Origin of the sequence: Bacillus pumilus, from assembly GCF_009937765.1 — a bacterium.
GTDB lineage: Bacteria > Bacillota > Bacilli > Bacillales > Bacillaceae > Bacillus > Bacillus pumilus_O.
On record NZ_CP047089.1, the window covers coordinates 778,607 to 804,278 of the forward strand.

Annotated in this window: 31 protein-coding genes and 1 other RNA gene; 8 read left to right on the top strand and 24 right to left on the bottom strand. The window is 40.6% G+C overall.

The features are described from left to right. Positions 1-15: 15 nt before the first annotated feature. The 7 genes from GPS65_RS03875 to GPS65_RS03900 form a co-directional block, all read right to left on the bottom strand. Entirely contained in the window at positions 16-1,293 is a 1,278-nt protein-coding gene (locus tag GPS65_RS03875; RefSeq protein WP_012011268.1) for a cation:dicarboxylate symporter family transporter, read from the bottom strand. A 176-nt stretch (positions 1,294-1,469) separates the two neighbouring features. Further along, complete coding sequence (locus GPS65_RS19610) at positions 1,470-1,604, bottom strand: hypothetical protein (protein ID WP_012011269.1); 135 nt, start codon at positions 1,602-1,604, stop codon at positions 1,470-1,472. Beyond that, positions 1,601-4,036 carry a heavy metal translocating P-type ATPase gene (locus tag GPS65_RS03880; protein WP_012011270.1) on the bottom strand — a complete coding sequence of 812 codons (2,436 nt, stop codon included), beginning with the start codon at positions 4,034-4,036 and terminating at the stop codon, positions 1,601-1,603. Before GPS65_RS03880 ends, GPS65_RS19610 begins: the two co-directional genes overlap by 4 nt. Before the next feature lie 80 nt (positions 4,037-4,116). Continuing rightward, positions 4,117-4,323, bottom strand: a complete 207-nt coding sequence (gene copZ / locus GPS65_RS03885) for a copper chaperone CopZ (protein WP_119125370.1) — start codon at positions 4,321-4,323, stop codon at positions 4,117-4,119. A gap of 72 nt (positions 4,324-4,395) precedes the next feature. Continuing rightward, a complete protein-coding gene (locus GPS65_RS03890) occupies positions 4,396-4,701 on the bottom strand; it encodes a metal-sensing transcriptional repressor (protein ID WP_012011272.1) in 306 nt (101 codons plus the stop codon). A gap of 101 nt (positions 4,702-4,802) precedes the next feature. Further along, complete coding sequence (locus tag GPS65_RS03895; protein ID WP_012011273.1) at positions 4,803-5,258, bottom strand: DUF6376 family protein; 456 nt, start codon at positions 5,256-5,258, stop codon at positions 4,803-4,805. A gap of 278 nt (positions 5,259-5,536) precedes the next feature. Further along, positions 5,537-7,126: a histidine kinase N-terminal 7TM domain-containing diguanylate cyclase gene (locus tag GPS65_RS03900; protein ID WP_012011275.1), complete on the bottom strand. Its 1,590-nt coding sequence runs from the start codon at positions 7,124-7,126 to the stop codon at positions 5,537-5,539. A 177-nt stretch (positions 7,127-7,303) separates the two neighbouring features. Here GPS65_RS03900 and GPS65_RS19615 point away from each other — a divergent pair, with 177 nt between their 5' ends. After that, positions 7,304-7,432, top strand: a complete 129-nt coding sequence (locus GPS65_RS19615) for a hypothetical protein (RefSeq protein WP_260857576.1) — start codon at positions 7,304-7,306, stop codon at positions 7,430-7,432. 316 nt (positions 7,433-7,748) lie between these two features. Here the strand turns inward: GPS65_RS19615 and GPS65_RS03905 are convergent, their stop codons facing one another. Beyond that, positions 7,749-8,300, bottom strand: a complete 552-nt coding sequence (locus GPS65_RS03905) for a hypothetical protein (protein ID WP_119125374.1) — start codon at positions 8,298-8,300, stop codon at positions 7,749-7,751. Between the two features lie 709 nt (positions 8,301-9,009). Here GPS65_RS03905 and GPS65_RS03910 point away from each other — a divergent pair. Next, positions 9,010-9,840, top strand: a complete 831-nt coding sequence (locus GPS65_RS03910) for a hypothetical protein (RefSeq protein WP_012011278.1) — start codon at positions 9,010-9,012, stop codon at positions 9,838-9,840. Between the two features lie 86 nt (positions 9,841-9,926). Here GPS65_RS03910 and ssrA read toward each other — a convergent pair. The 7 genes from ssrA to GPS65_RS03945 form a co-directional block, all read right to left on the bottom strand. Continuing rightward, positions 9,927-10,289, bottom strand: a transfer-messenger RNA (tmRNA) gene (gene ssrA / locus GPS65_RS03915). Positions 10,290-10,463: 174 nt separating this feature from the next. After that, complete coding sequence (smpB, locus tag GPS65_RS03920; RefSeq protein WP_012011279.1) at positions 10,464-10,934, bottom strand: SsrA-binding protein SmpB; 471 nt, start codon at positions 10,932-10,934, stop codon at positions 10,464-10,466. Positions 10,935-11,073: 139 nt separating this feature from the next. Beyond that, positions 11,074-13,416, bottom strand: a complete 2,343-nt coding sequence (rnr, locus tag GPS65_RS03925) for a ribonuclease R (RefSeq protein WP_119125375.1) — start codon at positions 13,414-13,416, stop codon at positions 11,074-11,076. A gap of 19 nt (positions 13,417-13,435) precedes the next feature. Then, entirely contained in the window at positions 13,436-14,182 is a 747-nt protein-coding gene (locus tag GPS65_RS03930) for an alpha/beta hydrolase (protein WP_012011281.1), read from the bottom strand. Between the two features lie 124 nt (positions 14,183-14,306). Then, complete coding sequence (gene secG / locus GPS65_RS03935) at positions 14,307-14,540, bottom strand: preprotein translocase subunit SecG (RefSeq protein WP_003212746.1); 234 nt, start codon at positions 14,538-14,540, stop codon at positions 14,307-14,309. A gap of 186 nt (positions 14,541-14,726) precedes the next feature. Then, positions 14,727-15,017 carry an AbrB/MazE/SpoVT family DNA-binding domain-containing protein gene (locus GPS65_RS03940; RefSeq protein ID WP_119125376.1) on the bottom strand — a complete coding sequence of 97 codons (291 nt, stop codon included), beginning with the start codon at positions 15,015-15,017 and terminating at the stop codon, positions 14,727-14,729. A 26-nt stretch (positions 15,018-15,043) separates the two neighbouring features. Continuing rightward, positions 15,044-15,277 (bottom strand): helix-turn-helix domain-containing protein, encoded by a 234-nt coding sequence (locus GPS65_RS03945; protein WP_012011284.1) that lies wholly within the window; start codon positions 15,275-15,277, stop codon positions 15,044-15,046. A gap of 153 nt (positions 15,278-15,430) precedes the next feature. Between GPS65_RS03945 and GPS65_RS03950 the strand changes: the two genes are divergently transcribed. The 3 genes from GPS65_RS03950 to GPS65_RS03960 all read left to right on the top strand — a co-directional run bounded on the left by GPS65_RS03950 (position 15,431) and on the right by GPS65_RS03960 (position 16,767). Continuing rightward, complete coding sequence (locus GPS65_RS03950; RefSeq protein ID WP_012011285.1) at positions 15,431-15,835, top strand: helix-turn-helix domain-containing protein; 405 nt, start codon at positions 15,431-15,433, stop codon at positions 15,833-15,835. Between the two features lie 130 nt (positions 15,836-15,965). Then, positions 15,966-16,364, top strand: a complete 399-nt coding sequence (locus tag GPS65_RS03955) for a helix-turn-helix domain-containing protein (RefSeq protein ID WP_012011286.1) — start codon at positions 15,966-15,968, stop codon at positions 16,362-16,364. An 82-nt stretch (positions 16,365-16,446) separates the two neighbouring features. Then, positions 16,447-16,767: a catDE operon transcriptional regulator CatR gene (locus tag GPS65_RS03960; protein WP_058013669.1), complete on the top strand. Its 321-nt coding sequence runs from the start codon at positions 16,447-16,449 to the stop codon at positions 16,765-16,767. An 81-nt stretch (positions 16,768-16,848) separates the two neighbouring features. On the opposite strand, the gene GPS65_RS03965 is transcribed toward GPS65_RS03960, so the two are convergent. Genes GPS65_RS03965 through GPS65_RS03980 form a run of 4 tightly spaced genes read right to left on the bottom strand, consistent with a single transcriptional unit; the run spans position 16,849 to position 20,306 of the window. Further along, positions 16,849-17,538, bottom strand: coding sequence for an ABC transporter permease (locus tag GPS65_RS03965; protein ID WP_012011288.1), 690 nt, complete (start codon positions 17,536-17,538; stop codon positions 16,849-16,851). Positions 17,539-17,559: 21 nt separating this feature from the next. Then, positions 17,560-18,477 (bottom strand): osmoprotectant ABC transporter substrate-binding protein, encoded by a 918-nt coding sequence (locus tag GPS65_RS03970; RefSeq protein ID WP_119125377.1) that lies wholly within the window; start codon positions 18,475-18,477, stop codon positions 17,560-17,562. 13 nt (positions 18,478-18,490) lie between these two features. Continuing rightward, positions 18,491-19,144, bottom strand: a complete 654-nt coding sequence (locus tag GPS65_RS03975) for an ABC transporter permease (RefSeq protein ID WP_003213477.1) — start codon at positions 19,142-19,144, stop codon at positions 18,491-18,493. Between the two features lie 13 nt (positions 19,145-19,157). Further along, a complete protein-coding gene (locus GPS65_RS03980; RefSeq protein WP_119125378.1) occupies positions 19,158-20,306 on the bottom strand; it encodes a betaine/proline/choline family ABC transporter ATP-binding protein in 1,149 nt (382 codons plus the stop codon). Positions 20,307-20,575: 269 nt separating this feature from the next. On the opposite strand from GPS65_RS03980, the gene GPS65_RS03985 reads away from it, so the two are divergent. After that, positions 20,576-21,112, top strand: coding sequence for a GbsR/MarR family transcriptional regulator (locus GPS65_RS03985; protein WP_012011291.1), 537 nt, complete (start codon positions 20,576-20,578; stop codon positions 21,110-21,112). 55 nt (positions 21,113-21,167) lie between these two features. Here the strand turns inward: GPS65_RS03985 and GPS65_RS03990 are convergent, their stop codons facing one another. Then, entirely contained in the window at positions 21,168-21,800 is a 633-nt protein-coding gene (locus GPS65_RS03990; protein WP_119125379.1) for a MarC family protein, read from the bottom strand. Positions 21,801-21,917: 117 nt separating this feature from the next. Here GPS65_RS03990 and GPS65_RS03995 point away from each other — a divergent pair, with 117 nt between their 5' ends. Together GPS65_RS03995 and GPS65_RS04000 are read left to right on the top strand one after the other, a co-directional pair. Further along, the gene (locus GPS65_RS03995; protein ID WP_119125380.1) at positions 21,918-22,382 is read left to right on the top strand and encodes a hypothetical protein; all 465 of its coding nucleotides are present in this window, start codon (positions 21,918-21,920) and stop codon (positions 22,380-22,382) included. Between the two features lie 15 nt (positions 22,383-22,397). Continuing rightward, a complete protein-coding gene (locus tag GPS65_RS04000) occupies positions 22,398-22,862 on the top strand; it encodes a GNAT family N-acetyltransferase (protein ID WP_119125381.1) in 465 nt (154 codons plus the stop codon). Between the two features lie 20 nt (positions 22,863-22,882). On the opposite strand, the gene GPS65_RS04005 is transcribed toward GPS65_RS04000, so the two are convergent. The 4 genes from GPS65_RS04005 to GPS65_RS04020 are packed head-to-tail and all read right to left on the bottom strand — an operon-like array spanning position 22,883 to position 25,662. Continuing rightward, complete coding sequence (locus GPS65_RS04005) at positions 22,883-23,164, bottom strand: hypothetical protein (RefSeq protein WP_119125382.1); 282 nt, start codon at positions 23,162-23,164, stop codon at positions 22,883-22,885. Next, positions 23,161-23,529 (bottom strand): hypothetical protein, encoded by a 369-nt coding sequence (locus tag GPS65_RS04010; RefSeq protein ID WP_119125383.1) that lies wholly within the window; start codon positions 23,527-23,529, stop codon positions 23,161-23,163. Before GPS65_RS04010 ends, GPS65_RS04005 begins: the two co-directional genes overlap by 4 nt. Next, positions 23,526-24,923 (bottom strand): hypothetical protein, encoded by a 1,398-nt coding sequence (locus GPS65_RS04015; protein WP_119125384.1) that lies wholly within the window; start codon positions 24,921-24,923, stop codon positions 23,526-23,528. The genes GPS65_RS04010 and GPS65_RS04015 overlap by 4 nt, the downstream gene beginning before the upstream one ends. After that, positions 24,895-25,662 (bottom strand): ATP-binding cassette domain-containing protein, encoded by a 768-nt coding sequence (locus GPS65_RS04020; protein ID WP_119125385.1) that lies wholly within the window; start codon positions 25,660-25,662, stop codon positions 24,895-24,897. Before GPS65_RS04020 ends, GPS65_RS04015 begins: the two co-directional genes overlap by 29 nt. Positions 25,663-25,672: the final 10 nt, after the last annotated feature.

The window sequence follows — 25,672 nt, forward strand, 5'->3', positions numbered from 1 at the left end:
TGAAAAGATCTCCTTTTACGCTGCTTTTGTTTGTTGTTTTAATTCCTCAATATACTTCTTCGATTTCTCTTGATCAAACACTTTTTCCCACTTAGACATGACAATGGCTGCAAGTGAGTTACCAAATACGTTAACAGTTGTACGAACCATGTCAAGAATACGGTCGATCCCAACGATGAAGGCAAGTCCTTCAAGCGGCAGTCCCATTGCACCAAGTGTTGTGATGACAACAACGATGGATGCACCTGGTACACCAGCCATTCCTTTAGATGTCAGCATCAAGATTAATAGTAACGTAATTTGCTCATAGATTGAAAGTGGCATGCCGTACATTTGTGCAACAAATATGGCGGCAATGGATTGATAGATGGCACTTCCATCTAAGTTAAAGGTGTAGCCTGTTGGGATAACGAACGACGTGATCGCTTTCGGGCAGCCGAACTTCTCCATTTTATCCATTAGTCTAGGCAGTACAGCTTCTGAACTTGCTGTTGAGAATGCAAGAATGATTTCTTCTTTTAGCACTTTAAATAGTGTAAAGACGCTTGTTCCAGCTAATTTTGCGATAATGCCAAGTACGACAATCACGAAGAATGCCATTGTGCCGTAAACGACAAGTACCAGCTTACCTAGCGGGAGAAGCGCTCCGACCCCGAATTTGATCACCGTCACACTGATGAGCGCGAATACACCAAATGGTGCAAACTTCATCACTTTATTGGTCACCCAGAACATGGCTTCGAGTATCCCCTCAAAGAATCCTAATACTGGTTTTCCTTTGTCTCCTACTGCGGCAATTCCTAATCCGAATAAGACGGTAAAGAAGATCGTTGGTAATAGATCACCTTCTGCAATAGATTGGAACACGTTTGTTGGCACTAGATGCACAATCGTTTCAGAGAAACTTGCTTTTTCGGAAGAAGCTTTTGATGTCTCTTCATATTTAGAGATATCGCCTTTTTCCATGTTGCTCATGTCAATTCCTGTACCAGGATGGAAGAAGTTTGCTGCAAGCAGTCCTACTGCTAATGCAATCGTTGTCACAATTTCGAAGTAAAGAATCGTTTTCCCACCGAGTCTTCCGATGGTTTTCATATCCCCTACACCAGCTACTGCGACAATCAACGCAGCAATAACAATTGGCAGAACGATCATTTTAATTAAGTGGATGAATATATCGCCAATCGGCGTTAACACATTAATAACGGTTTCATTTTGATAAAACAGCGCTCCCACGATAACACCCAGAACAAGCGCGATGAGTATTTGAGAAGCTAACCCTAACTTTTTCATACGTGAACCCCCTTTTTTTGATAACGCTTTCTTTGTTGCTTAATCGCATCTTAACGATGAACCTACAAAAAACGACAAAAAGGAACAAAAAGAAGTGAATTTTTTATGAAAAATCTTTTAAAAGGTGGGTTTTTCCACAAAATTGTTAAAAAAAGACTCCGCTTTTGGGCGAAGTCCTAATGATTTTGCATTTGTTCACTTGGTGTATCTTGTTGTGGAGAAAATCGATCGTACGTCGCATATCCAATGAGGACAAGAGCAACGTAGAACAATGCACTAATCGTCCAAATCCATTTGACATTCAGTTTCATTGTGCCACTTCCTCTCTCACAGGCTTCAATCGCTGCAATCTGAGCGCGTTCAATACAACGGACACGGAGCTAAATGCCATTGCTGCTCCTGCAAGCCATGGCGCAAGGAGCCCAAAAGCAGCTATCGGTATCCCAATACAATTATAAGCAAGCGCCCAAAAAAGATTTTGCTTAATGTTTCTCATCGTTTTTTGACTAAATTCAAGCGCATCCGCAATCGCATGGAGATCTCCTGTCATGAGTGTGATATCTGCTGCTTCCATGGCGACATCTGTCCCTGTTCCCACTGCCATCCCAATATTCGCTGTCGCAAGGGCCGGTGCATCATTGATGCCATCTCCAACCATGGCGACTTTCTTTCCTTCTTCCTGAAGCGCCGCAATGTGTGCTGCCTTTTCCTCAGGCAAGACTTCAGCAATGATATGATCAATGCCCGCCTGTTTCGCAATCGCCTCTGCTGTCAGCTTGTTATCGCCTGTCATCATCACGACGTGAATCCCTTGCTCTTTTAGACGCTTGATTGCTTGAGACGAGGATGATTTGATCGTATCTGCGACCGCAACAATACCAGCAACTTCGCCGTCAATTGCGACAAGCATAGCCGTTTTCCCTTGCTGCTCCAGTGTCGTGACGGATGCTTCGACTTGATCATATGGGATATGATGTTTCTGTAATAGCTTACGCGTTCCAACCAAAAGCTTGTGTCCTGCTGCCTTTGCTTCAATCCCATGACCTGGGTCCGCTTGGAAGGCTTCAATCTCGACCACTTCAAGACCTTGTTCCTTCATTCCATCTGTGATGGCTCTAGCAAGCGGGTGTTCCGACTGCTGTTCAGCTGATCCTACTAACTGAAGCAACGCATCTTCTGTCCAATTAGCATATGCCTGCACATCTGTCAGACTCGGTTCCCCTTTTGTCACAGTTCCCGTTTTATCTAACACCACCGTGTCGAGTGATTGAGTCACTTCTAAATGCTCCCCGCCTTTAAACAGGATGCCTGATTCAGCGGCACGGCCGCTTCCAGCCATAATCGAGGTTGGTGTAGCAAGGCCGAGTGCACACGGACATGCGATAACGATGACCGCTATAAAGGTTTCAAGGGCTGCTGTCACATTTCCTGGATCAACAAAGAAAAACCAAATCAGGAAGGTGAGCACTGCAATTCCTACAACGATAGGAACGAATATACCTGATATTTGATCGGCCATCCTTTGAATCGGTGCTTTTGAGCCCTGTGCTTGTTCTACGACTCGGATAATCTGTGAAAGGGCGGTCTCTTTCCCAACCTTTGTCGCTTTCACTTTTACAAACCCATTTTTATTGATGGTTGCCCCGATGACCGAATCACCAGCCGTTTTATCAACAGGCAAACTTTCGCCAGTTATCATGGACTCATCGATTGCGGTTGTGCCCTCCACGATCTCTCCATCGACCGGTACTTTCTCTCCCGGTTTGACAAACACAAGGTCATTTACTTTCACTTCAGAAATAGGCACGGTCATCTCTTTCCCATCTCGCTCAATGACCGCTTCTTTCGCTTGTAGACCCATCAGCTTTTGAATCGCTTCTGATGATCTCCCTTTTGCTCTTGCTTCCATTAATTTACCGAGTACGATCAACGTAATGAGTACAGCACTTGTTTCATAATAGAGGGCTGCCTCATGTGTGCCTTGAACCGCTGACTGAATGCTTTCATATAAACTATAGAAAAACGCAGCTGATGTCCCAAGTGCGACAAGAACATCCATGTTGGCACTTTTATTACGTAACGCTTTATACGCACCTACATAGAAGGGCCAGCCGACAATGAACTGAACGGGTGCTGCTAACGCCAGCTGAACCCAAGGATTCATGAACGCTTCAGGCAGCCAAATAAAAGACGTGAAAGAAAAATGGCTGACCATTGCCCAAAGAAGCGGCAGTGACAGGATCATTGAAAATAGAAAGCGCGCCGTCTGCTTCTCTATTGCTGCTTGGCGATGATCTTTCTTTCCTTCCTCTGCTTCATCTACAGCTGGTTCAATTAAAGAATACCCAATGGACTGAACCGCTTCCTTTATATCACTTGTAGACGTTTGCCCTGGGTGATACGTGACCTGAAGGGTCTCCAGCGCAAAGTTCACAGATCCGTGATCAACACCAGCCATCCGATTGATTTTTTTCTCGATTCGGTTGGCACACGCTGCACACGTCATTCCCTCTATATCAAATTCTGCTTGCTCCATCACCACATCGTAGCCGAGGGATTGAATTTTTTTCTTGAGATCATCTGGTGTGAGTTGTTCTGCTTCATACACAACATGAGATGTTTCCAGCGCCAAATTCACATTGGCATCCTCCACACCTTCCAGCCTGTTCAATCCCTTTTCAATGCGTCCTGCACAGGCAGCACAGGTCATCCCCGTAATTTGAAAGTCGATTTCCTTCTTCATTGACCTCACCTCTCCATATACACCATGGGGGTATTATATTTTGAAAAAAATACGTGCTGTTATGCAGCACGAATGTTCATTTAAACGACATCATATCCCTGTTCTTCAATTATATCAGAGATACGGTGCAACGTGACTTGATCTGGGTGAAAAGAAACTTCCACCTCTCCTTTGTCTAAATGGACTTTCACAGTTTCAACACCTGCTAGTTCTCCTACATTTCCTTCGACTGCTTTCACGCAATGTCCGCAAGACATGCCCTGCACTTGAAGTGTTGCTTGTTCCACTTCTCATCGCCTCCATCAATCAATTTCTACAATTTACTATACCCTAGTAGGGTATCAATGTAAACATAAATGCTACGATTTTGTCAGTTTCGTAAAGACCGTCATTAACTCTTCAATGGCTTCATCCCCATTGCCGCTCTTGATTGCATCTGCTACGCAATGATGTGTATGCTTTTCCATCAAATGAAGACTGACCTTTTTCAAAGCCGCATTGACAGCGGAGATTTGATTCACAACATCTATACAGTAACGATCGTTTTCAATCATTTGCTGAATCCCGCGCACTTGTCCTTCCACTCGTTTCAACCGATTGATCAATTGGTCTTTTTCCTTCTCGGCTCTAGGTGAAGCCATATGTCTTTCTTCATGTTCTGTCATGTGATCACCTTTTTTCTAATATGACTTATCTTTACCTAAATTAAAGCATATCTCCACCGAAAAAGGCAAAGATATGCTAAATATACTCTATCGTGCTTGCTTTAGTTTGTTAATTGTTCAATGTCCTGCAATAGATTGACGGACTGCTGAAGCTGCTTGATCAACCCTTGCTGGTCCTCAAGCATCGCAGCAATGTCAATGTTGTCTGCTTTCAATTGCTGTAAATACGTCTGAATTTCCTCTGACAGCACCTCATTTTTTTCAATGATCTGCGCATGCAGGTCTTCTGCTATTTTAGGTGCTGTGACTTCATTAAATTCTTGAATGTCTGCCTTCAATGATTCTAGCTGCTGGGTTAATTCTGCCTTTTTGGCGGCATTTTGCACAGCTTCTTCAGCAAGTTTTGGAAAGTCCTCTGTAAATTGCTGAATGTCTGTCACATATTCATTTGCCTCAGTGACATATGTCGCTGTATCGTTGACCTGATCAAGCAAGCCGGAGCACCCGCTTAATACAAGCGTTCCGGAAAATAGGAAAGCCATCACATATTTTTTCATGATCGATCATCCTTTCATCTGTGGGATTAAAAACATCATTGGTTCCGCTTCTCTATCACACAGATGCAAAAAGACCTTAAAAATAGCCAGACCTTTGCCCCATGTGTGATAGGCAAAGGTCTGGCTAACATTGTTCATGCCGGAATGGCCGAGAAACAACGAATGTTTCTGTAATGACGACCAGACCGTAAAAGCTACTCCCCTTTAGGAAACCGTTCAAATGTTATGTTTATCATATCGAATGTTAGGACAACCGTCAATGAGAAGCAAGTGGTAGTTCAATTCTCTTCATAAAGCATATAGTCCGCTCCGGTGGACGCATAAATCCGGTTGCGTCCTTGGCGTTTTGACATATACAAGGCTTGATCCGCTTCAAATAGAAGAGTTTCTAATACATTGGGATCATAAGCTGTGTGAGCTATTCCAAAGCTTGCTGTCACCCGTACTTTTTCCTCCTCATTCTCAAAGAAACTCATCTCAAACGAATGTCTAATTCGCTCTGCGATATGACAGGCCTCTTCAAAAGAATGATGCGGCAGACAAATAGCAAACTCTTCTCCGCCATATCGTCCGAATAAATCGTCCATCTGTAAATGCTGCTGACAAATGGTGACAACATGACGCAACGCCTCGTCTCCAATATGATGTCCGTGCGTGTCATTGATTTGTTTAAAGAAATCAATGTCAAACAGCATAACAGCCGTATCCTGCGCATCCTCTTCCAGGATCATCTGCGTTCGTTCAATAAATGAAGAACGATTGAAGATATTCGTCAATCCATCAATATACGCTCGACGCTCCAGCTCTTCCTGCAATAAACGCTGCTCTGTTACATCACTGATCACAATTTGCCTGCCCTCGACCTCTCCTCTTCTATTAAATAGAGACGACGCGGTCAAGTGATAATAGCTGGAATGATCTTTTTCCCTTTCCAACATTAAATCATATTGCGAATGATCCTGCGGAGAACGCAGCCATTGAATGAAGTCATGATCTTTGATGAATCCCGAGAATATATCGTCTATTTTAAAACCAATCCCCTTTTTATTTGAAAGGGATGGAATGATCGATGCAGCAGCGGGATTGTAATCGATGAGTGTTCGGTATCGATCTAAAATGAGAACTCCCTCAGACATATGCTCAAACACACGCTCCATCGCAATGGGAGAAAGCTTAAAGAGCTGGAACGACATAATCGCCCATAAGTAGAGCGCATTGGTTAAAAACATCACCACAGGAACCGGATCAATATGAAGAGGTGTCACGCCTAATAAATAGATAAAAGATGTCGTGATTGGCAGTAACATCCCCACTAGCAAAATAAGGATCTGCTTTAAATACTCTTTTTTTGTCACACGCAAAAACCAAACCAGCATAAAAATAGCGAGCATCGAACAGCCAAACGTATAGACGCCATGAATGATATACCAATAGCCAATCGTAAAGTCAGCCAATAAAAATCCGTCTACTGGATTCATCGTAATGCTTCGATAAAAGAGTGAATGAAAAGAGTTGGTGAACACCATAATGGTGGTGAGAGTTGGAATCAGTAAGATGAGAAGCACGCGGCGCTTTGTGAAATATTGATGGAACCCCGTAAATTGCAGCACAATCATCAGACTAAATGGCGCAATGAACGGAAGACCAATGTATTGAAAACAAACCCAGAACATAATCTCCCTAGGTGTACTTGCTAGTAATTCAAATGTGTGCCCAAAGATATAAATCGCAGTTGCTCCAGACATGTACATAAACAATTGACAGCCAATATACCGGTGGCGGTTCGCATGAGCAATGATTGATAATATCACGGACAGAATGCCAGAAACACTCATGATCACAATAAAATGTAAAACAATCGAATCCATGTAAACGCCCCAATTTCAGTTATTTAGAACTAGTCTAATCTTACTATATATGAGGAAGTCACAAATGGGAAGATGTGATTTTGATTTGGGTGGAGGTTTTTGTACAGTTTCCAGCATTTTTTGTTTGTGAGGCCTTATATTTCCACTACTTTTTGCTTAATTTGAGGGAGAGATATGTTGCGATCGGAGAAATATCTGTACAATGTGGAGATTGGGATCAATGAAGAGGAGGCTTGCAAGGTATATGACTTTTTTGATTATAATGGCGGGGCTGTTTATGCTGATTCTTTTGGAGAAACCGTTTGAGAAGAGAGCATCTGGATTGATATTTTTGGTGAGTTATATACTGCTGATCGCAGTTTATGTGGTTCAAACAACGTTTGTGAAAATTGTATCGAATGGTTTGTTAATGATAATTGCGATGATTGTGGTTTGTCCTTTGTTTTTTCGGTTGGTGACGTCTTCTTCAAGGAAACGTACATAATAAGAACCAGAGATTGCATGAACTAGAATCTCTGGTTCTGCTGTGCGCCAAGTTGATTAGACGTGGGATAATAATGGACCTAGACACGTGCTTTCTTCAGCTTATATGAACAGCTACTTTTAAAAAAAATAGCCTTCTTTATTTACTCTTTGGCTTTTCACTTGCTTTCTCATCATTAATTTTAGTAACTTCTGCTTTTGCATGAACCATATCTTCTAATGCTTTCGTCATCCTAGAATCAACAAAATTCAAATCATCACCGTCTACCTTATCTTGCTTTGCAACCTTTAAGATATCTTTGAAAATCGGCTCTAAGTTGTCATATGTTTTCACTAAGTAACTATTTGCTTTTTTATACGTATCAGGAACTTTGTTTTCATTTTCTTTGGCTTCGTTAAGTAATTCTCGCAGGCTATCAATTTTCTTCTCAAGTTCACTAGCCCATTCTTTATCATAGCGATCATCCATTGGAACTAATGAAAAAAAGAAAGGCATAACTCTATCTTCAAAACGTTTTAGATACCCTTTATACCATGAAGCATATTCTTTATCGGTCATCTTTTCAATTTTTGCCGGCTCTTTATCTGACGCAGAACCGTTTACTGTTTCATTTTTTCCGCATGCTGTACTCAGCATCAATGTTAATACTAGAAGAAATATAGAAATCATTGTCCTTTTGTTTGTTTTCATGTGTCAATTACTCCTTACCTTTTTGAGAATTTTTCTACTTGATCATTAGCTTTAGCTCTGTGATCGTATGCTTTGTTAAGATCAAGATTTTTAAGTGCTTTCGGTGATTAATCTATGAGTTTATTGATATCTTTTGTTTTTAGCAATTACTCATATACTTTTTTATCGAATAGATGGCATTACCTGTATTAATGGCAGTATCTTTTAACAATCATGAGCATTGTGATTTCGATATCACGACTGTATTCTCGTACCACTTGGCACAAAGTTTTTCTACCTTTTCGTTGCTGCAGTTGTATAGAATACCAACAGTACGGCATACATAATCATCATTGAGAATAGTGATTTAGTTTATACTTTGTTCATTGAAATGAACACCCCTACATTTAATTATCGGTTAAAAAGTGGATATATTTATATATTTTCCCTATACACTTAACAAAAAAAGAGTTATTCTGGACTTATTTTCTACGTAGCTAGAATTATAAAAAATAAAGGTGGTATTAGTAATTATAGTCATTTAACGTGAATTGATCATGAAAAACTTTAGGTTAGTTTTATGAAAGAACTTGAGTGTTATAAAGCTATTGATGTAAATGCATAGGAGTAATTTATTTTTTAATTACCTAAACTCAAATAACTTTATTTTAAGTTTAAGGAAATTTAGTTAATCATTCAAAAAAGACTGAACAAGAAGGAGAACTTACTAATGACTTTCGATGAGTTATTGGAACTTTCAGAAGTAGATTTTATAAATTATGATTTCAAAAGAGAGATTTTCGATTTGAGAAATTTAACATATGATGAAAACAACCCTATTGCAAATATGATTCTATATAAAGGTAATATTTATGGATCTCGATCTGACTGTGATAGATTACCTTTAACCCTTGAAATATACAAAAGCTTATGGGGTAATGAATTTATATTCTGGGATACTAAAGAAACAAATTTTGTTGAGGCAAATGGAGAAACAATGAATTCATTCGTAACTCCTTACAAAGCATTTTATAAGGAAACATATAACTTATCTAATCCTCATTTTAAAGAATATGCAAAACTAACCCACACAGTAGGTAATTTTATACCTGTATACGCTATCAAAAATAAAAAACGTTGGTTTTCTCCTTTTAATAGTAAACGTTACAGTTCTACCTATGATTATTGGGATATATCGTTGAATCAAATTAAAATAATTTTAGATGATTTTGAAAATAGTAATGATTCTATTGATAATTTTTTAGAAAATCCGTTTTACAATAGCAGTGTTAAGTATGCAAAATATATTTTTGAATCTGCAAAGTGGATTTTAAGTTTTAATACTTGGCCTAAATTTGTGGAGAAGAATTTTTTACAAAGCTTTTTAGAAAATCCAAAAGATTTATCCAGTAACCCAAAAGAATTTTGGAACAATCACTTTAAAGGAACCGTTAGTACTAAAGATGAAAATAATCTGATTGAATTTTTAATTTTTGTCAATAAAGCGATTCAAGAACGAAGCTCACTTATATATAAACAACTTCATCTCAATAATACCTAAATCGTTCATAGCAACTAGATAATGAATTCCGCAAATTAAAAAAGTGCCCAAACCCATTATAAATAACGGTCTTGGCACTTTTTTTCATATGGAGACGGTGGGAGTCGAACCCACGTCCAGAGACATCGATTACTTAAGCGTCTACGAGCGTAGTCAACATATTTGGTGTTCACTCATCCGCATGCCTGCTGACGGGCGCTTGGAGAGCTAGTCTGATGGATCTCTTCTAACGTCCTCAGACGAAAACGTAAGCGTAGCCTACTTCATTGGGCTCCTCACAGACACATAGGCGATGTCAGGAAGAGCTCGCTGCGCTTATTAGGCAGCTAGTGCTAAGTTTTGGTTAAAACTTTTAGTTTTGCCAGTTACATTTAGGTGCGTGTTAACGAGATCGCCTCTCGGCTCGCGGCCTAAGCTCGAACCATCCCTGTCGAATCCGTAACGTCCCCTTGTAAAAGGGATATACGGGATGGAAGTTCAGCTTCACTGCTTCCGTATATAACTATTATAACAATCTCATCGCTTGAAACAACTGGTGGTTTCTGTAAAAACAACAATGATTGTTTATTGCATAACATATTGTAGCATAATGCTTCCGCTCTCAGCAAGCCATCTGCATCAGGCTAGAATTGCTTTTGACGATCACGGAAGGCACGCTCGATTTCACGTTTTGCATCTTTTTTCTTCAGATCTTCACGTTTATCGTATTTCTTTTTCCCTTTCCCAATTCCAATCAACACTTTGGCAAATCCATTTTTCAAATAGAGTTTCAGAGGTACGAGTGAGTAGCCTTCTTCCTTTGTTGCACCAATCAATTTGCTGATTTGCTTGCGATGAAGCAGTAGCTTTCTCGTTCTCAGCGGATCATGGTTATAACGATTCCCCTGCTCGTATGGGCTCACGTGCATGTTGTGAAGAAACACTTCTCCTCGCTCGATTTTGGCAAAGGAATCTTTTAAATTCACTTTTCCTGCCCGAATCGATTTGATTTCAGTTCCTTGTAACACAAGGCCAGCTTCATATGTTTCTTCTATAAAATAGTCATGATTTGCTTTTTTGTTTTGGGAAACAACCTTTCCCTCTCCCTTTGGCATTAGCGTACACCCTCCTTTTGACACAAACACGGTCCAAATCGTACGGATTATTTTATCAAACAATCCAGCTTTCGACAATAATGACGCTATGTGGTCAAAAAGCAAATAGAGCGTGATGCCCTATTTGCTTTTTGTCACATTACTTTTTCTTTTTACGCTTTTGTTTTGGTGCGTTATCAAAGACGCGTTTTTTCTTTTTCTTCTTTTTACGGCCTGTGAACCAGTCACTTCCGCCTTTATCCTCTTTGGCTTTATCACCAGAGGCATTTTGACCTCCGCGCCCTTTTTTCGCTGGTGAATCTGTCCGTTTTTTAAACTTAAAATCTTTTGGTGATTTACGGCGGGTGCCTTTCATACCGACGATTTCAAAATCAATGGAGTGTTCATCTTTATTGACATTCACCACTTTGACTGTGATTTCATCACCGATACGGTAGACATTCCCTGTTCGTTCACCGATCATGGCAAAGTGCTGCTCATCAAAGCGATAGTAGTCGTCGGTCATGTAGCTGACATGGACAAGACCTTCAATTGTATTCGGCAGTTCAACAAATAGCCCGAAGTTCGTCACGGAACTAATCATGCCATCAAACTCTTCACCGATTTTATCAAGCATAAATTCTGCCTTCTTGAGATCATCTGTTTCACGCTCTGCATCGACTGAGCGGCGTTCCATGGTAGACGCATGATCTGCAATTTCAGGAAGCAACTGGCCCCACTTTTCTAGGGTTACTTCGTCTGTCTTTTTCTGAATCAAATAGGTTCTAATCAGTCTATGCACGATTAAGTCCGGATAACGGCGGATCGGTGATGTGAAATGTGTATAGAATTCCGTTGATAAACCAAAATGGCCGATGCTTTCCGGATCATACTTCGCCTGTTTCATCGAACGAAGCATGACAGTTTGTATCACAACTTCTTCTGGTTGATCCCTCACAGCATCAAGTACACTTTGAAGTGCACGTGGATGGATGTTTGTCGACGTTCCTTTCACAATGTAACCAAACGTTGTCACGAACTCTAAAAAGCGCTGAAGCTTCTCAGGATTTGGTTCTTCGTGAATTCGATAGATGAAAGGTACATTCATCCAGTGGATATGCTCTGCAACCGTTTCGTTTGCTACAAGCATGAATTCTTCAATTAATTTCTCGGCGACTGAACGTTCACGAACAACAACGTCTTTCGCTGCTCCTTCTTCATCCACAAGCACTTTTGCTTCTTTGAAGTCAAAGTCTACAGCCCCGCGCTCCATTCGTTTCTCGCGAAGAATCTCTGCAAGTTTCTCCATCTCTTGGAACATTGGCACAAGCGGCTCGTATTTGTCTAAAAGCTCTTCGTCTTGATCGACTAGAATCTTATTCACATCAGAATAAGTCATTCTTTCCGTCGTTTTGATCACACTTTGGAAAATCTCATGTTTGACGACCTTTCCATTTCGATCAATGACCATTTCACAAGATAGTGTGAGACGATCGACCTTCGGATTCAATGAGCAAATTCCGTTTGAGAGGCGATGCGGGATCATCGGAATGACGCGGTCTACGAGATATACACTCGTTCCACGCTCATAAGCTTCCTGATCAATCGGAGAGTTCTCTGTGACATAATGAGAGACATCTGCAATATGCACGCCTAGCTTATATTTGCCATCATCCAGCTTTTGCACCGTAACGGCATCATCTAAGTCCTTCGCATCTGCTCCGTCGATGGTGACAATCGTTTCGTTACGCAGATCACGTCTGCCTTCGAGGTCTTTTTCATCAATCGTTTCAGGTGTGTCTACTGCCTGCTGGAGCGCTTCTTCTGGGAACTCCCCTGGCAAGCCATGTTTATGAATAATTGATAGGATATCAATGCCAGGGTCATTTTTATGACCGAGGATTTCAGTCACTTCGCCCTCTGCACTCATTCTTCCTTCTGGGTAGCTAGTCAGCGTCACAACCACTTTATGCCCCTCTACCGCTCCATTTTTAGCGGATTTCGGGATGAAGATATCGGTTGTGATTTTTTTATCATCAGGAATGACAAAGCCAAAGCTTTTCGTTTCTGTATAGGTACCGACAACCGTCTGAGTATTACGCTCCAGAATTCGGATGACCGTCCCTTCTTTTTTTGTGCCGTTTGATTTATGGCTGACACGAACCATAACCGTATCACCATTCATCGCTGTGCCTAGCTCATTTGGCGGAATGAAAATATCATCCTGTCCAAACTCTTCTGGTGTCACAAATGCAAAGCCTTTTGCATGAGCAGACAGCTTTCCTTTTATCAGGTTCATTTTTTCTGGTACACCGTAGCGATCGCTGCGCGTGCGAACGATGAGTCCTTGATCTTCCAGTATTACAAGTGCTTTGACGAGCTCTTTATAATCATCTGGATTGGTAATCTCCATCATCACTTCCAGCTCTTGAACGGTTAACGGTTTATACGCTTCATCTTTCATAAAAGCGAGTAATTCATCCATAAATTCTTCTTTTTGCACACTCTAACCCCCTATATATTTAAATTGACCAATCAAGTGATTCTAAGAATGCATATACATCCTGATGAACCTTCTCGCGCTCTTTATCAAGCGTGATCGCATGGCCTGATTCTTCATACCATGTCAAATGCTTTTGATCTGTCTCTACTTCGTTATAGATGATATTCGCACTGTCTGTATTAATCATATGATCGTGACGTGCCTGAACAACAAAAGTAGGTGAATAAATCATGTCGACATTGTTTCTAACATCTGCAATGAGTGCTTGAAGGCTCTTAAGTGTATCCATTGGCGTTTTCTTGAACTCTTCCATTTCCTGTTCAATTTGGTCCTCTGACTTACCCTCGAATTTCTTATAGTTACGGGCATATTCTAGTACACCCTGGTACATGACTTCTTCACTTTTTATGTACATAGGTGCACACATAGGTACAATTCCCTTTACAGGTACAGTGTAACCTAATTTCAATGAAAAAACTCCTCCGAGGGATAGTCCGCAAACCGCAATTTCCTCAAAGCCTTCATCTTTCAAGAATTGATAGGCTTCTTGTACATCCTTCCACCAGTCATCCGGTCCAAAATGGACAAGCTCTTCTGGTGGCACACCGTGTCCTTTATATTGTGGTGCATGACACGTATAGCCTCTTTCGTTCAAATAACGGCCTAGCATTCGAACATCGGCTGTATTCCCAGTAAAACCGTGAAGAAGAAGCACCGCCTTTTCTCCACCTTTAAACGTAAATGGTTTTGGTGTAACAACTTTCATGATGTGACTTCCTTTCCTTCTGATATGGTTTATATTTTCCACTTGTATGTATGAAACAAACACAAAAGAGTGCTGATAATAAAAAAAGGTCTGAAAAAAGATCAGACCTTCTGTTACTCGCGCTTTACACGCCTAAATATGCCAATGCAAGTGTTAAGATGAAGAAAAGCACTGACAAAATAACCGTTAAACGGTGAAGTATCAAGTCAAGACCTCTCGCTTTTTGCTTACCGAAAAGCTGCTCGGCTCCACCTGAAATAGCGCCTGACAGTCCAGCACTTTTACTAGATTGTAACAATACAACGATGATAAGTGCGATACTGACAATTACGAGTAATGTGATAACAAATGCGTGCATAAAAACACCTCCAGACAAACTGGTACACATAACTTTATTTTACATGAAAACAAGGTGCATGTCACGAAACATCAAAATAAAGATTCCCTCTATATTGTCGACTTTATTCGTTATTTTGATTCAATTTCATTCCAAAGAGTAGTATGCAGCATTTTTTATATGCAATTTTCAATTAAAAACATGTTTTTAACGGGTTGCTTCTTCTTTCAATAGCTGTTTTAATTCTACTAACAAACGTTCAGCTCCTTCAGGACTCAGCATCACTTTCCCATTTCCATAGCTTTTGTTGTACTTCGTCACTTGTCCAGTTAACAGGCAGCTCTTATCTGCATCATATCTTTTCAGCATAATGGTTTGATCTTCAATGGAAATTTCTAACAGTTGTTCTTCTTTAATATTGAGTACCTTGCGCATTTCTGAAGGCAGAACAATTCTGCCTAGTGAATCAATATGTCTGACCATCCCAGTCCTTTTCAACGACATTGCCTCCTTGATCATTTCATTTATTGACTTTTGTCAATGTTTTCATAGTAAAATAGATCTTCAAATTTTTTATCAAAGTAATGAATCATTTTGCCAATGACAAGTTGGCCTGGTTTCCGGTGACCATTTAATACCCTGCTAAGTGTGGCAGGAGAGATGCCAATTTCATCAGCGAGCTGATTTAAAGACATATCGTTTTCGATCATATACTGCATGACAAAAGTCCGCCTGATCTGAATCTTTTCGACCATCATTACAACCTCCTATGGAATCAATATGTACAACGTGTAGGTGCTCACATGAATCAGATTCATTTACTTAAGTCAACACTTTTGCCCTTCTACTATTTCCTTTGGTCAATGATCATACTAAAATAAGTCATATACTGAAATGTGAGGTTTGATGTCATGAATCACTTTGGTGAACAATTACGCATTTTAAGAGAAAATAGAAAAATGTCTGTCAATCAACTCGCCATGTATTCAGGTGTAAGCGCTGCTGGTATTTCTCGTATTGAAAATGGAAAGCGTGGTGTGCCGAAGCCTTTAACCATAAAAAAATTAGCACACGCCTTGAAGGTGCCTTATGAGGATTTAATGCTGCTTGCCGGTCATATTGAACAGGAACAAGTTCATGAAATGAAACCAAAATATGAATCCGTGTTGAAAATCTATCAAACGGCGCTTCAAAAGGATGTAGAACATCTTCCCATGTTTGACGGAGACCTATGGGAAAGGCTATCCGCACAAGACATCAGCCAGCTGAATGAATACTTTCTTACGCTCATTAACCAAAAAAAGACGAATAAATAGCGGGGCATATCCCTAAGATACATTCACCATTAACTAATGTCAATATTTTCATGGTATACTTGTTGCCAATAGTCAATAAATCAAGTAAAATAGACATATCTAATCTATAACCATGTGAGGTTTTGCCTTGATGAAATTTGGTGCATATTTAAGAGCATTACGTGAGGAAAAGAAGCTGTCAGTGAACCAATTAGCCATGTATTCAGAGGTCAGTGCTGCTGGTATTTCTCGTATTGAGAATGGGAAACGCGGCATTCCAAAGCCTCCTACGATAAAAAAACTAGCCAGTGCATTAAAGGTTCCTTATGAGGATATGATGCAGGCAGCGGGCTATATTGAGGAAGCCTCTTCTGTCCATCAGTTGAAGGAAGAGGAAATGGCACTATCCAAAATAAAGGAAGCCGCAGCGCAATACGAACTTGGCGATCTCGAACTATTTGATGGAGACATTTGGTCAACTCTTTCGAAAAAAGAAATAGAAGATCTCAATCGCTATCTGTTATTTATAATCAACAGCCGTTCGTCTTAGAATGTTTTGATCATTGACAAGCTTTTTGAGCTGATTTATGACAAATTTACGGTATAATGGGTTCAGATTGGAGTGAAGAAAGATGAATCAATCTGATATGTGCCCGCGGTTTGAAAAAGCAGTTGAGTTATTGAGTAAACGCTGGGTTGCACTGATTGTTTTTCAGCTTCTCTCAGGTCCGCAGCGCTTTAGTGAAATTGAGGCCGCTCTGACAAATTTAAGCGGAAGAGTATTATCTGAGAGATTAAAAGAACTGGAAGCAGCAGGCATTGTAAAACGGGAAGTTTTTGCTGAAACACCCGTGCGTATTGAGTATTCTTTAACTGATATGGGGCGTTCCCTTGCACCCGTTTTTGAGGAAATTTCGAAGTGGTCTACTGAATGGATCACGCTTGAATCATAAAATAACTGCATGTGAACTGCCTGATCATCATAAAACAACCTCCCTTACAGATTGTAAGGGAGGTTTTATCTTTTCAACCGCTTAAGCAGATGTCATGTTTTTTTCAGCTAATGCTTTTCTTTCTTTTTTCTTGTTCGTTGGGCTTAAATAACGTTCGAGCCAGCCCATGACTAGGTCAGCGATAATGGCCATGAGTGCAGTTGGAATCGCACCTGCTAAAATGATGGCTGTTCCGTTTGTGGCGTTTGATCCTCTGATGATGATATCACCTAGACCTCCTGCACCAACAAATGTCCCAATCGCTGTAATACCGATGGCAATGACCAGTGCCGTTCTTAAACCAGCCATTATGACCGATAAAGCAAGCGGTAATTCAACCATTCTCAGCACTTGCCATTTCGTCATGCCCATCGCTTTACCCGATTCTAAATACGCATGTTCAATGCTGACAATCCCTGTATACGTGTTGCGGATAATCGGCAGAAGCGAATACAGAAAGAGTGATAAGATGACTGTATTTGAGCCAAGTCCTAACACAAGCATTAACACGGAAAGCATCGCTAACGCCGGTATGGTTTGAATGACATTGGTAATGGCAAAGATCCAATTGCTTAGCTTACGGTAATGCGCCACAAAGATGCCTACTGGAATTCCGACTATTGCCGCAAACAGCACCCCATACGCTGACATGAGAAAATGCCGATAAAATTCTTCTAACACATATGAACCGTTCTGCTGATAATACGTCCATAATTGCTGCAGTGTGTCCATCAGCCGTGACACCTCCCCATCTTACTCAAAGTAATTGTGCTTTTTCAGGAAATTCTTCGCAACGGTGGCTGGTTCTTGAAGCTCTCCGTCAACTTGATAGTTCAGCTCTTGCATTTGTTCTGTATCGATTTTTCCGATCAGTCTGTTGATCACCTTATCAAGCCCTGGGTTTTCTTTTAAGACTTTTTCTGGGACAACTGGCGATGCATCATATGGCGGGAAAAATCGCTTATCATCTTTTAAAATTTTGAGGTCATAAGCTTTGATTCGTCCATCTGTTGAATAGGCAAGCACAATATCCATTTTTTCATTTTTTAATGCATCGTAGACTAAACCAATCTGCATTGGATACGTGCTTCCAAATTCAATTCCGTAAGTTTTCACGAACCCTTCATAACCGTCGCCTTTCTTTTTGAGCCAAATATTATCGACCCCGAACCGATAATTCTTCGCATTCTTTTTCAAGTCAGATACCGTTTCTAACTTATTTTCCTTCGCCATCTTTTGCGTCACGGCAAAGGCATACGTATTATCAAAGCCATAGGAATCAAACCATTTGTAATCATAGCGTTTCTTAAATTCTTTTTGAACGATTTCCATTGCACGCTCCGGATCTTTTTCCGCATCCATTCCAAGCGTACTCGTCAAATCTGTCCCTGTATATCTAGTCGCAGCAATGTCGATATCTCCATTTTCCATTGCTTTCTGCTGTACGGTATTAGAGCCTAAGTTCTTCACAATGGTTGTCTTTTTATCTGTGTAATGTTCGATGATATCGCTCACTATATAGGCCATGATTTCTGATTCGGTAAAGTTTTGTGCTCCCACCCGCAGCGTGTTGCCTGAGGAGCCGGCTAGTCCAGGAAGTGAACAGCCGCTTATCAATAGCAAGCATCCGGCAAGCAGTGCACTAATCCATTTTGTTTTTCGATTCTTCACATAAGCCAACTCCTTATGAAACTTCCTTCAATCCTTTTAAGCCTTCTGGTGTTACTTTTTTCTCCAGCTTCATCAAGGTAAAGTCGATGATGACCGCTAAAATAGTAACTGGGATGGCACCTGCAATAATGTATTCCGGCTGATATAGCTGAAGTCCAATGAGAATGTAGTCACCAAGACCGCCTCCACCGATAAAAGCAGCAAGTGTTGTCCAGCCAATTAAATAAATCGTTGACGTACGGACACCTGCCATAATGATCGGTACAGCAAGCGGAAGTTCCACAAGACGAATTTGCTCCCATGTCGTCATGCCGATTCCTTTACCGGATTCAAGGAGATTTTTGTTCACACCTTGCACGCCGGCATACGTATTTCTCAAAATAGGCAATACTGAATAGAAAAAGAGAGCAACGATTGCAGGTATTTTCCCAACTCCCAAAATAGGAATAAAAAATGCAAGAATCGCTAAACTAGGGAGTGTTTGAAAGATATTCACGACACCGATGACAAAACCTGCGCCTCGTTTCATTCGCGTGAGAACGACGCCTAAAGGAACGGCAACGATAATTCCTAGTACGACAGCAATTAAGGAAATATATAAATGCTCCCACATTTTTGTGAGGAGTTCCCCACCATTTTTCTCTAGAAAATCGATGATTTGATCCATGTGTCCACCTCCCTTAGTTCATTTCAATGGCAGACGCTGGCGTATCGTCTCCCCAAATGGAGTCGTACACAACATCTACAAGACTTGCCCGTGTCACAATGCCTTTTAAATGCCCTTTGGCATCGACAACCGGTACATATTTAATACCGCGTATTAAGATTTTCCGAACGGTGTCTCTGAGAAGTGCGCCTTCTTGTACAGTATAGAACTCTGTATTTAGGATCTCACCAACGAAAGCCGCTTTTCTGCGATTCGCATCAATTGTTTCAATATCGATATAGCCTTTTAACACACCATTTTCGTCTACTACAAGCAAGGAATCGACCCGTTTTTCTCTCATGATGTAGATGGCATCAGTCAATGTTTGTTCGACAGTAATGGTGACTGGTGACGTGTTCATCATTTGTTCTACACGTTCCATATTCGGATTTGATTGAAGCAGGCGTTCTTTTCCAATGAATTCTTCTACGAACTCGTTGGCTGGGTTACGTAAAATATCGTCAGGTGTGCCTACTTGGACAATCTTTCCATCTTTTAAAATCACAATTCGATCAGCTAGTTTAATCGCTTCATCCATGTCATGTGTGACGAAGACGATGGTTTTATTTAATGTTTTTTGCAGTTTCTTAAATTCTTCCTGCAATGTATCTCGTGTAATAGGATCAAGTGCACCAAAAGGTTCGTCCATGAGGATCAGAGGGGGTTCTGCTGCCAGTGCGCGGAGAACTCCGATACGCTGCTGCTGTCCTCCACTCAGTTCATGAGGATAGCGCTCTAAAAATTCTGGGCCCATGTCGACGAGCTTCAGCAGTTCGCGTGCTCGTTCGTTCCGTTTTTCTTCCGGCCATTTTAAGAGCTTTGGCACAAGTGAGATGTTTTGCGCGATGGTCATATGGGGAAACAGTCCAATTTGCTGAATCACATAACCGATTTCTCTTCTTAATTGAACTGGGTCTTTTTTCATAATATTTTCTCCCTCGATGAAAATGTTTCCTGAGGAAGGTTCGATGAGTCGGTTGATCATCTTCATGGTTGTGGTCTTACCACAGCCACTCGGTCCAATAAAACAAATAAATTCTCCTTTTGCTATGTCTAAATCAATATTTTTGACAGCTTTTTTTCCACCTTTATACGTCTTAGATACATTCTCTAGTTTCAGCAAATGAGACACCTCCAATTAGTTGGATCTATATATTCAGAAAATTTCCACCTTATTAATTATAGTGCAAACTTTATAAAATAAAAAGTTTATGATGTGTTTATATTGTATAACATATATATAAAATTTTCAGTTAACGCCATAATATCTAAAGATCTCTCCTTTTTTCTCCAAATTACTAGCAATTACTCAATATTTATTGTTTTCATCAACAAACAGGTATATGATATATTGTGTTACAAATTGTCAGTCGTGAAGGGATGAAGCGGGGAGTGGACAAGCAAGCGCTAGGCGCCATTCAAAAAGCACAGGATCATTATATTGAAAAAGCTGCAGAGAACATGAATGCCTTTGGTCTTTCTTCTACAGTGGGTAGAGTGCTTGGTATCATTCACATGAACCGTAAACCAATGACGCTGGAAGAGCTATCAGAGGCGACCGGCATGAGCAAAACGAGGATGAGTCAAGTCGTTCGAGAAATGCTCGATTTAAATATTGCGGAAAAGGTTTATGAAAAAGGAATACGTAAAGATCTTTATGACGTTGAGCAAGATCAGTACCAAACGTTTATTTCATTGTTTGCAGCCAATTGGACACGTGTTGTCAGTAAAAACCGTAAAGCACATAAGAAAACGTGCAAGGAATTGCAAGAGTTGCTTGAACAGGAAGATTTACCAGAAGAAACAGAGGATAAAATCAATCTGCTTCTGTCAGAAATCAAGGAAAGTCTTGATTACTATGATTGGATTAGCCGCTTAATTGAGTTCTTTGAAAGTGAAGAAGTGTTTAAGCATGTGCCGAAACCTTAAAAAAAGCTGTTTTATTTTACATCATTGTAGAAAAAAACAGCTTTTTTATATACACTTATGACATAAACATCGGAAACATCCCTTTTAAGCCTGCGCCGATCATTTCAACTGCCACTACAGCCAGAATTAATCCCATCAAACGCGTCACGACATTCATCTCTGTTTTCCCCATTTTTCGCATAATAAAACTTGAATAATGAAAGGCATAATACGTCATCGCAAGAACAATGACAATGCCAATTAGAATCGAAAACATGTGAAGCATCCCTTGACTTCCGGGGGTTAAACTCATGACTGTCGCGATTGTACCAGGACCAGCGATGATCGGAATGGCGAGCGGCGTAACGGAGATATCTGCCTTCTCTTTGCTTTCTGCCTTCTCCTCTGAATGAGGATTTTGGACGTGTGATTCTTTTGCATTCAGCAAATTGTAAGCGATACCAAAAATAAAAATACCGCCAGCGATACGAAGTGCATGAATATCGATCCCAAACAATTTGAAAATGAGCCTGCCTGCCAATAAAAAGGCAATCAAAATAATAAAAGAGACCACGATGGCTTTTTTGGCTGTCTGGGAGCGCTCTTTCTCTGTATAGCCCTCTGTTAAGGTAATGAAAAGCGGTACGTTTCCAATGGGGTTTGATACAGCAAATAATGAGACGACAACATGAATCATAAAGGAAATCAACAGACACCCTCCTTTTTTCATAGTGTCTGCCATTCTGATGTGAATATTCCCTTGTGATGTTAAAACCTGTATATCTTTAACCGATGATAATAGAGGTTTAAAGAAAGGGGTTCACACATGAAGAAAACAATGACGGTCATTCTTCTTTCTGTAGCAGTTATTGCCTTAGGTGGCTGGATTGTTTGGCAACAGCAAACCATCGAAAAGGCAGAGAAAACTCATCAACAAGAAAGCAAAACGAGCGATCTGAAGCTCAAGCAGTTAACATCAGATCAAACAGATATGAAGCATAAAAACGATGAACAAAAAAAGCGAATAGCCAAGGTCACAAAAAAGCTCAAAAAAGAAAAGAAAGCCTATGAAAAAGAGGTCAAACAGCGTAAAGCGCTTGAGGTAAAAATCGACCAGCTTCAAAAAGAGCTGGCAGCAGCAAAAGCTACTGCTCAAGCAAATCAGCAGACCACTCAGTCTACAAGGAAACCAACTGTCAAAAAAGACCCGAATGTCACTCATCATCCTCCCTCACAGTGGGTACAGGACCAATACGATTGGGGCGTGAAACAAGGGTATATTAAAGAATAGAAAGGATGAAAAAATGTGATACAGATTCGACGATTATCTCATGATGAATCTCTCCCAATGGAACTTTTACTATTAGCTGATCCTTCAAAGGAAAAGGTTCTTGCTTATGTACAATCTGGTTCTTGTTATGCCGCCTTTCATGAAGAGGCTGTGATTGGTGTCTATGTATTGACACCGCTCTCTCGGCATACAGTGGAAATCATGAATGTTGCGGTAAAGGAGTCATGGCAAGGAAGGGGAATTGGGAAGCAGCTGATCCACCATGCGATCGCTGAAGCGAAAGTCGCTGGATTTCAATCGATTGAAATTGGCACTGGCAACTCCAGTATTCAGCAGCTCGCACTTTATCAAAAATGTGGTTTTCGTATTGCATCGATCGATCACGATTTCTTTCTGAAGCACTATGATGAACCAATTTATGAAAATGGGATTCAGTGTATGGATATGGTACGGCTGTCTCTCACATTTCAAGCAGACTGATTTTTTTCAGCCTGCTTTTTTTATGCTCTTCTTTTCTTCATAGCATGAATCACATATTGAATGAAAAAATAAAGCACTGCGCCAGCTAAAAAGCAGACTACGCATCCAAAAAGAGTCGCCTCAGAGCTGAACTGATACTCTTCAATTTTCATGATATAAAATGGCATGCCAAACAGCGTTGGACTTGATTCGATTTGATTGACCTCTAGCAGCAGTAAAAAGACAGGGGTCATAAACACAGCAAATATATACAGCATCGCAAGTGTTAAGCCGCTAGAAAACGAATGAAATACTTTAATCATCTCTTTCTCTCCTTCATCTCTTTTAAACTGGCTGTGATATTTTGTCCGTCTGGGCAAGCTGGATGCAGCATCACAGTGTTCAGTAAAGAAAAAAACAGCAGCTGATGACTCATCGGATGCTTCCATATCAAAAAAAGCACAATCGAGCTAAGCACCGGAAACAACGGACCTGCAAGCGCCACCATCAGATTAAAGCACGGCCTGGCAAATGTCTCATGGACGATCGCCACATGCTTCCAATCAATCGTTACCACAAAATCAAAGAGCTGCCTTTTTTCGAGTTTGTTACACCCCATGATCATCAGCATATGACCGATTTCATGAATGAGCACAACAGCTAGTAAACTGAGGATCAGCCCGATCATCGCAATATCGGCCTTTTTACCATCACAGCATATATACAACTGAAAAAGGCAAATGAACCAAATAGATAAGCGGTGGCAAGAAGAAACATATTAGCTGACAGCCATTGTAATAAAAGCATATCGATGAAGCTGAATACAGCAATCATCATCACGATGACAAACAGTTTATTAAAATCACTGATTTTCACGACAAACCCCGTACAGGCTGCCATGACGGTCATGAATAAAATGGACAAGCTCGCCAAGCCATGACCTTCACTTTCAATACCGATCACCAAATAAGCAAGGCCAATATACATAAAATAAATGAATAAATTGATTGTGTAATAAAATAAAATTCTCGACAATATATACGCGCCCTTTGATGTATTTAACATAAAGATAGCCCGTTGATTGAGATGATATTCTCTGCCAATCATCAGCGGAAGCATGATCAATATTTCCTTTAACGCAAACTGCACAATAAAGGCATATAGCCATCCAGTTTCTTCCGGTGTAAAAAAAAATGGCAGCCCAACCGTCAAACAAACGAGAAAGAGGAACAAAATGCCTTGTTCTTTAAAAACGGCTGATCGGATGAAATAGACCATTTCCTGCCGCAAATGCGTCAAAAAGGAAGAGGTCATTCTGATTTTCTGATAAGAAAATGACTTTATCTCTGTTTTCAACTGCATAAACATTTGATGTACATAGCAAGCTGCTAATCCCTTCACCCATAGCCATCCAGCGCTTAGAAGGATCACCAGCAACGTCAGATAGACAGCCGGCCATACATGGATCATCTGTACCGCTTTTTGAAAAAGAAGAAATATAAATAATTGAAATCCCGCAAAGCCGATCGTTTGTAGCAGTAAATGTTCCTTTGTTTTTGATATGAAACGGCTTATACCGATCCTCATCAGCATCCATGAAGAGAGCGTATAAAGTGCCAACATGCCGCATGTGATGCAAACAACGATGATCCAATACAGAGATGGGGTGACACCGGTGATCAAAAGACCTAATACAAGCGGTAAAAAAAGCAGTCCAGCCATGAGAAAGCAAAAAAGCACTGGAAAGAAATAGGCACAAAGGACAAATGGTACACTTTGTATCGCACTGTTCAAAAAGTAGAATTGATATTCTTGGCGCTTCAGTTTATTCCGGGATAACACAATCCCTGCTCCTAATAGTAAGAGCGACATTTTGACAAATTGGGTGTATAGCGCAGCCGGCTCCCTTTCACCTACCTGCATGTAAAAGCGCAGGCTGATGACAACATATATCGCATAGATGAGCAAGAAAAAAACGGCGGCTGCGAGAAGCTGCAAAGGATACTTTTTTCCAAGCTGCTTTCCTTTCGTTGTCAGCATGCCCCATTCTATTTTATGAAGAACGTGTCGTGTCCAAATCATTGAGTAACCTCTCCACCTGCATATAGTAATCTCGATTTACTTCTTTATAAATCTCTTCAAGTGCCTGATGAGGATATGTCTCTTTCGTTTCTTGGCGGGACATATTCAGCTTGATATCACCATTCCTTAAGATCATGAGATGATCATATAATGTATCACCAAAGCTCAAATGATGAGTTGATATCAGGATGCCAGCGCCTTGATCTCTCAGCTTCATGAGCACCTTTTTTAAGATGATCATCATATCTGGATCAAGTCCGTTCGTTGGCTCGTCAAATACATAATAATCACACGGTCTGAGGAGCTGCGAAATAATCTGTGTTTTCTTTTGATTGCCATGGGACAGCTGAGCGATTGGCTGATCCATATACGGACTCAGCTCAAACAAATCGGTAAATGTCTCTTCACGTGTAACATCTTGCTCATGTGGCAGCTGAAGTAATTGAAAGTATTCCCTTGGTGTTAAATAATCGAACAATGCATGATCGTCAGGAATATAAGAAACGTGTTTTTTCAAAAGGGAAATATGTGCTGAGGATTGAAGGTTCAGCTGTTCACCATGTAAGGAAACGTAGCCAGTAAATGGCGTGAGTCCAAACATAGCTTGGATCATGGTTGTCTTTCCTGCCCCATTGTGTCCTAAAAGAAGCATCGTCTGGCCTTTCTTCACGTTCAGTTGTATATGACGAAGAGAGAAGGTGCGGCTATACGTTTTTTCTTGTAATTGTAATGTCAGCATCATATTCCTC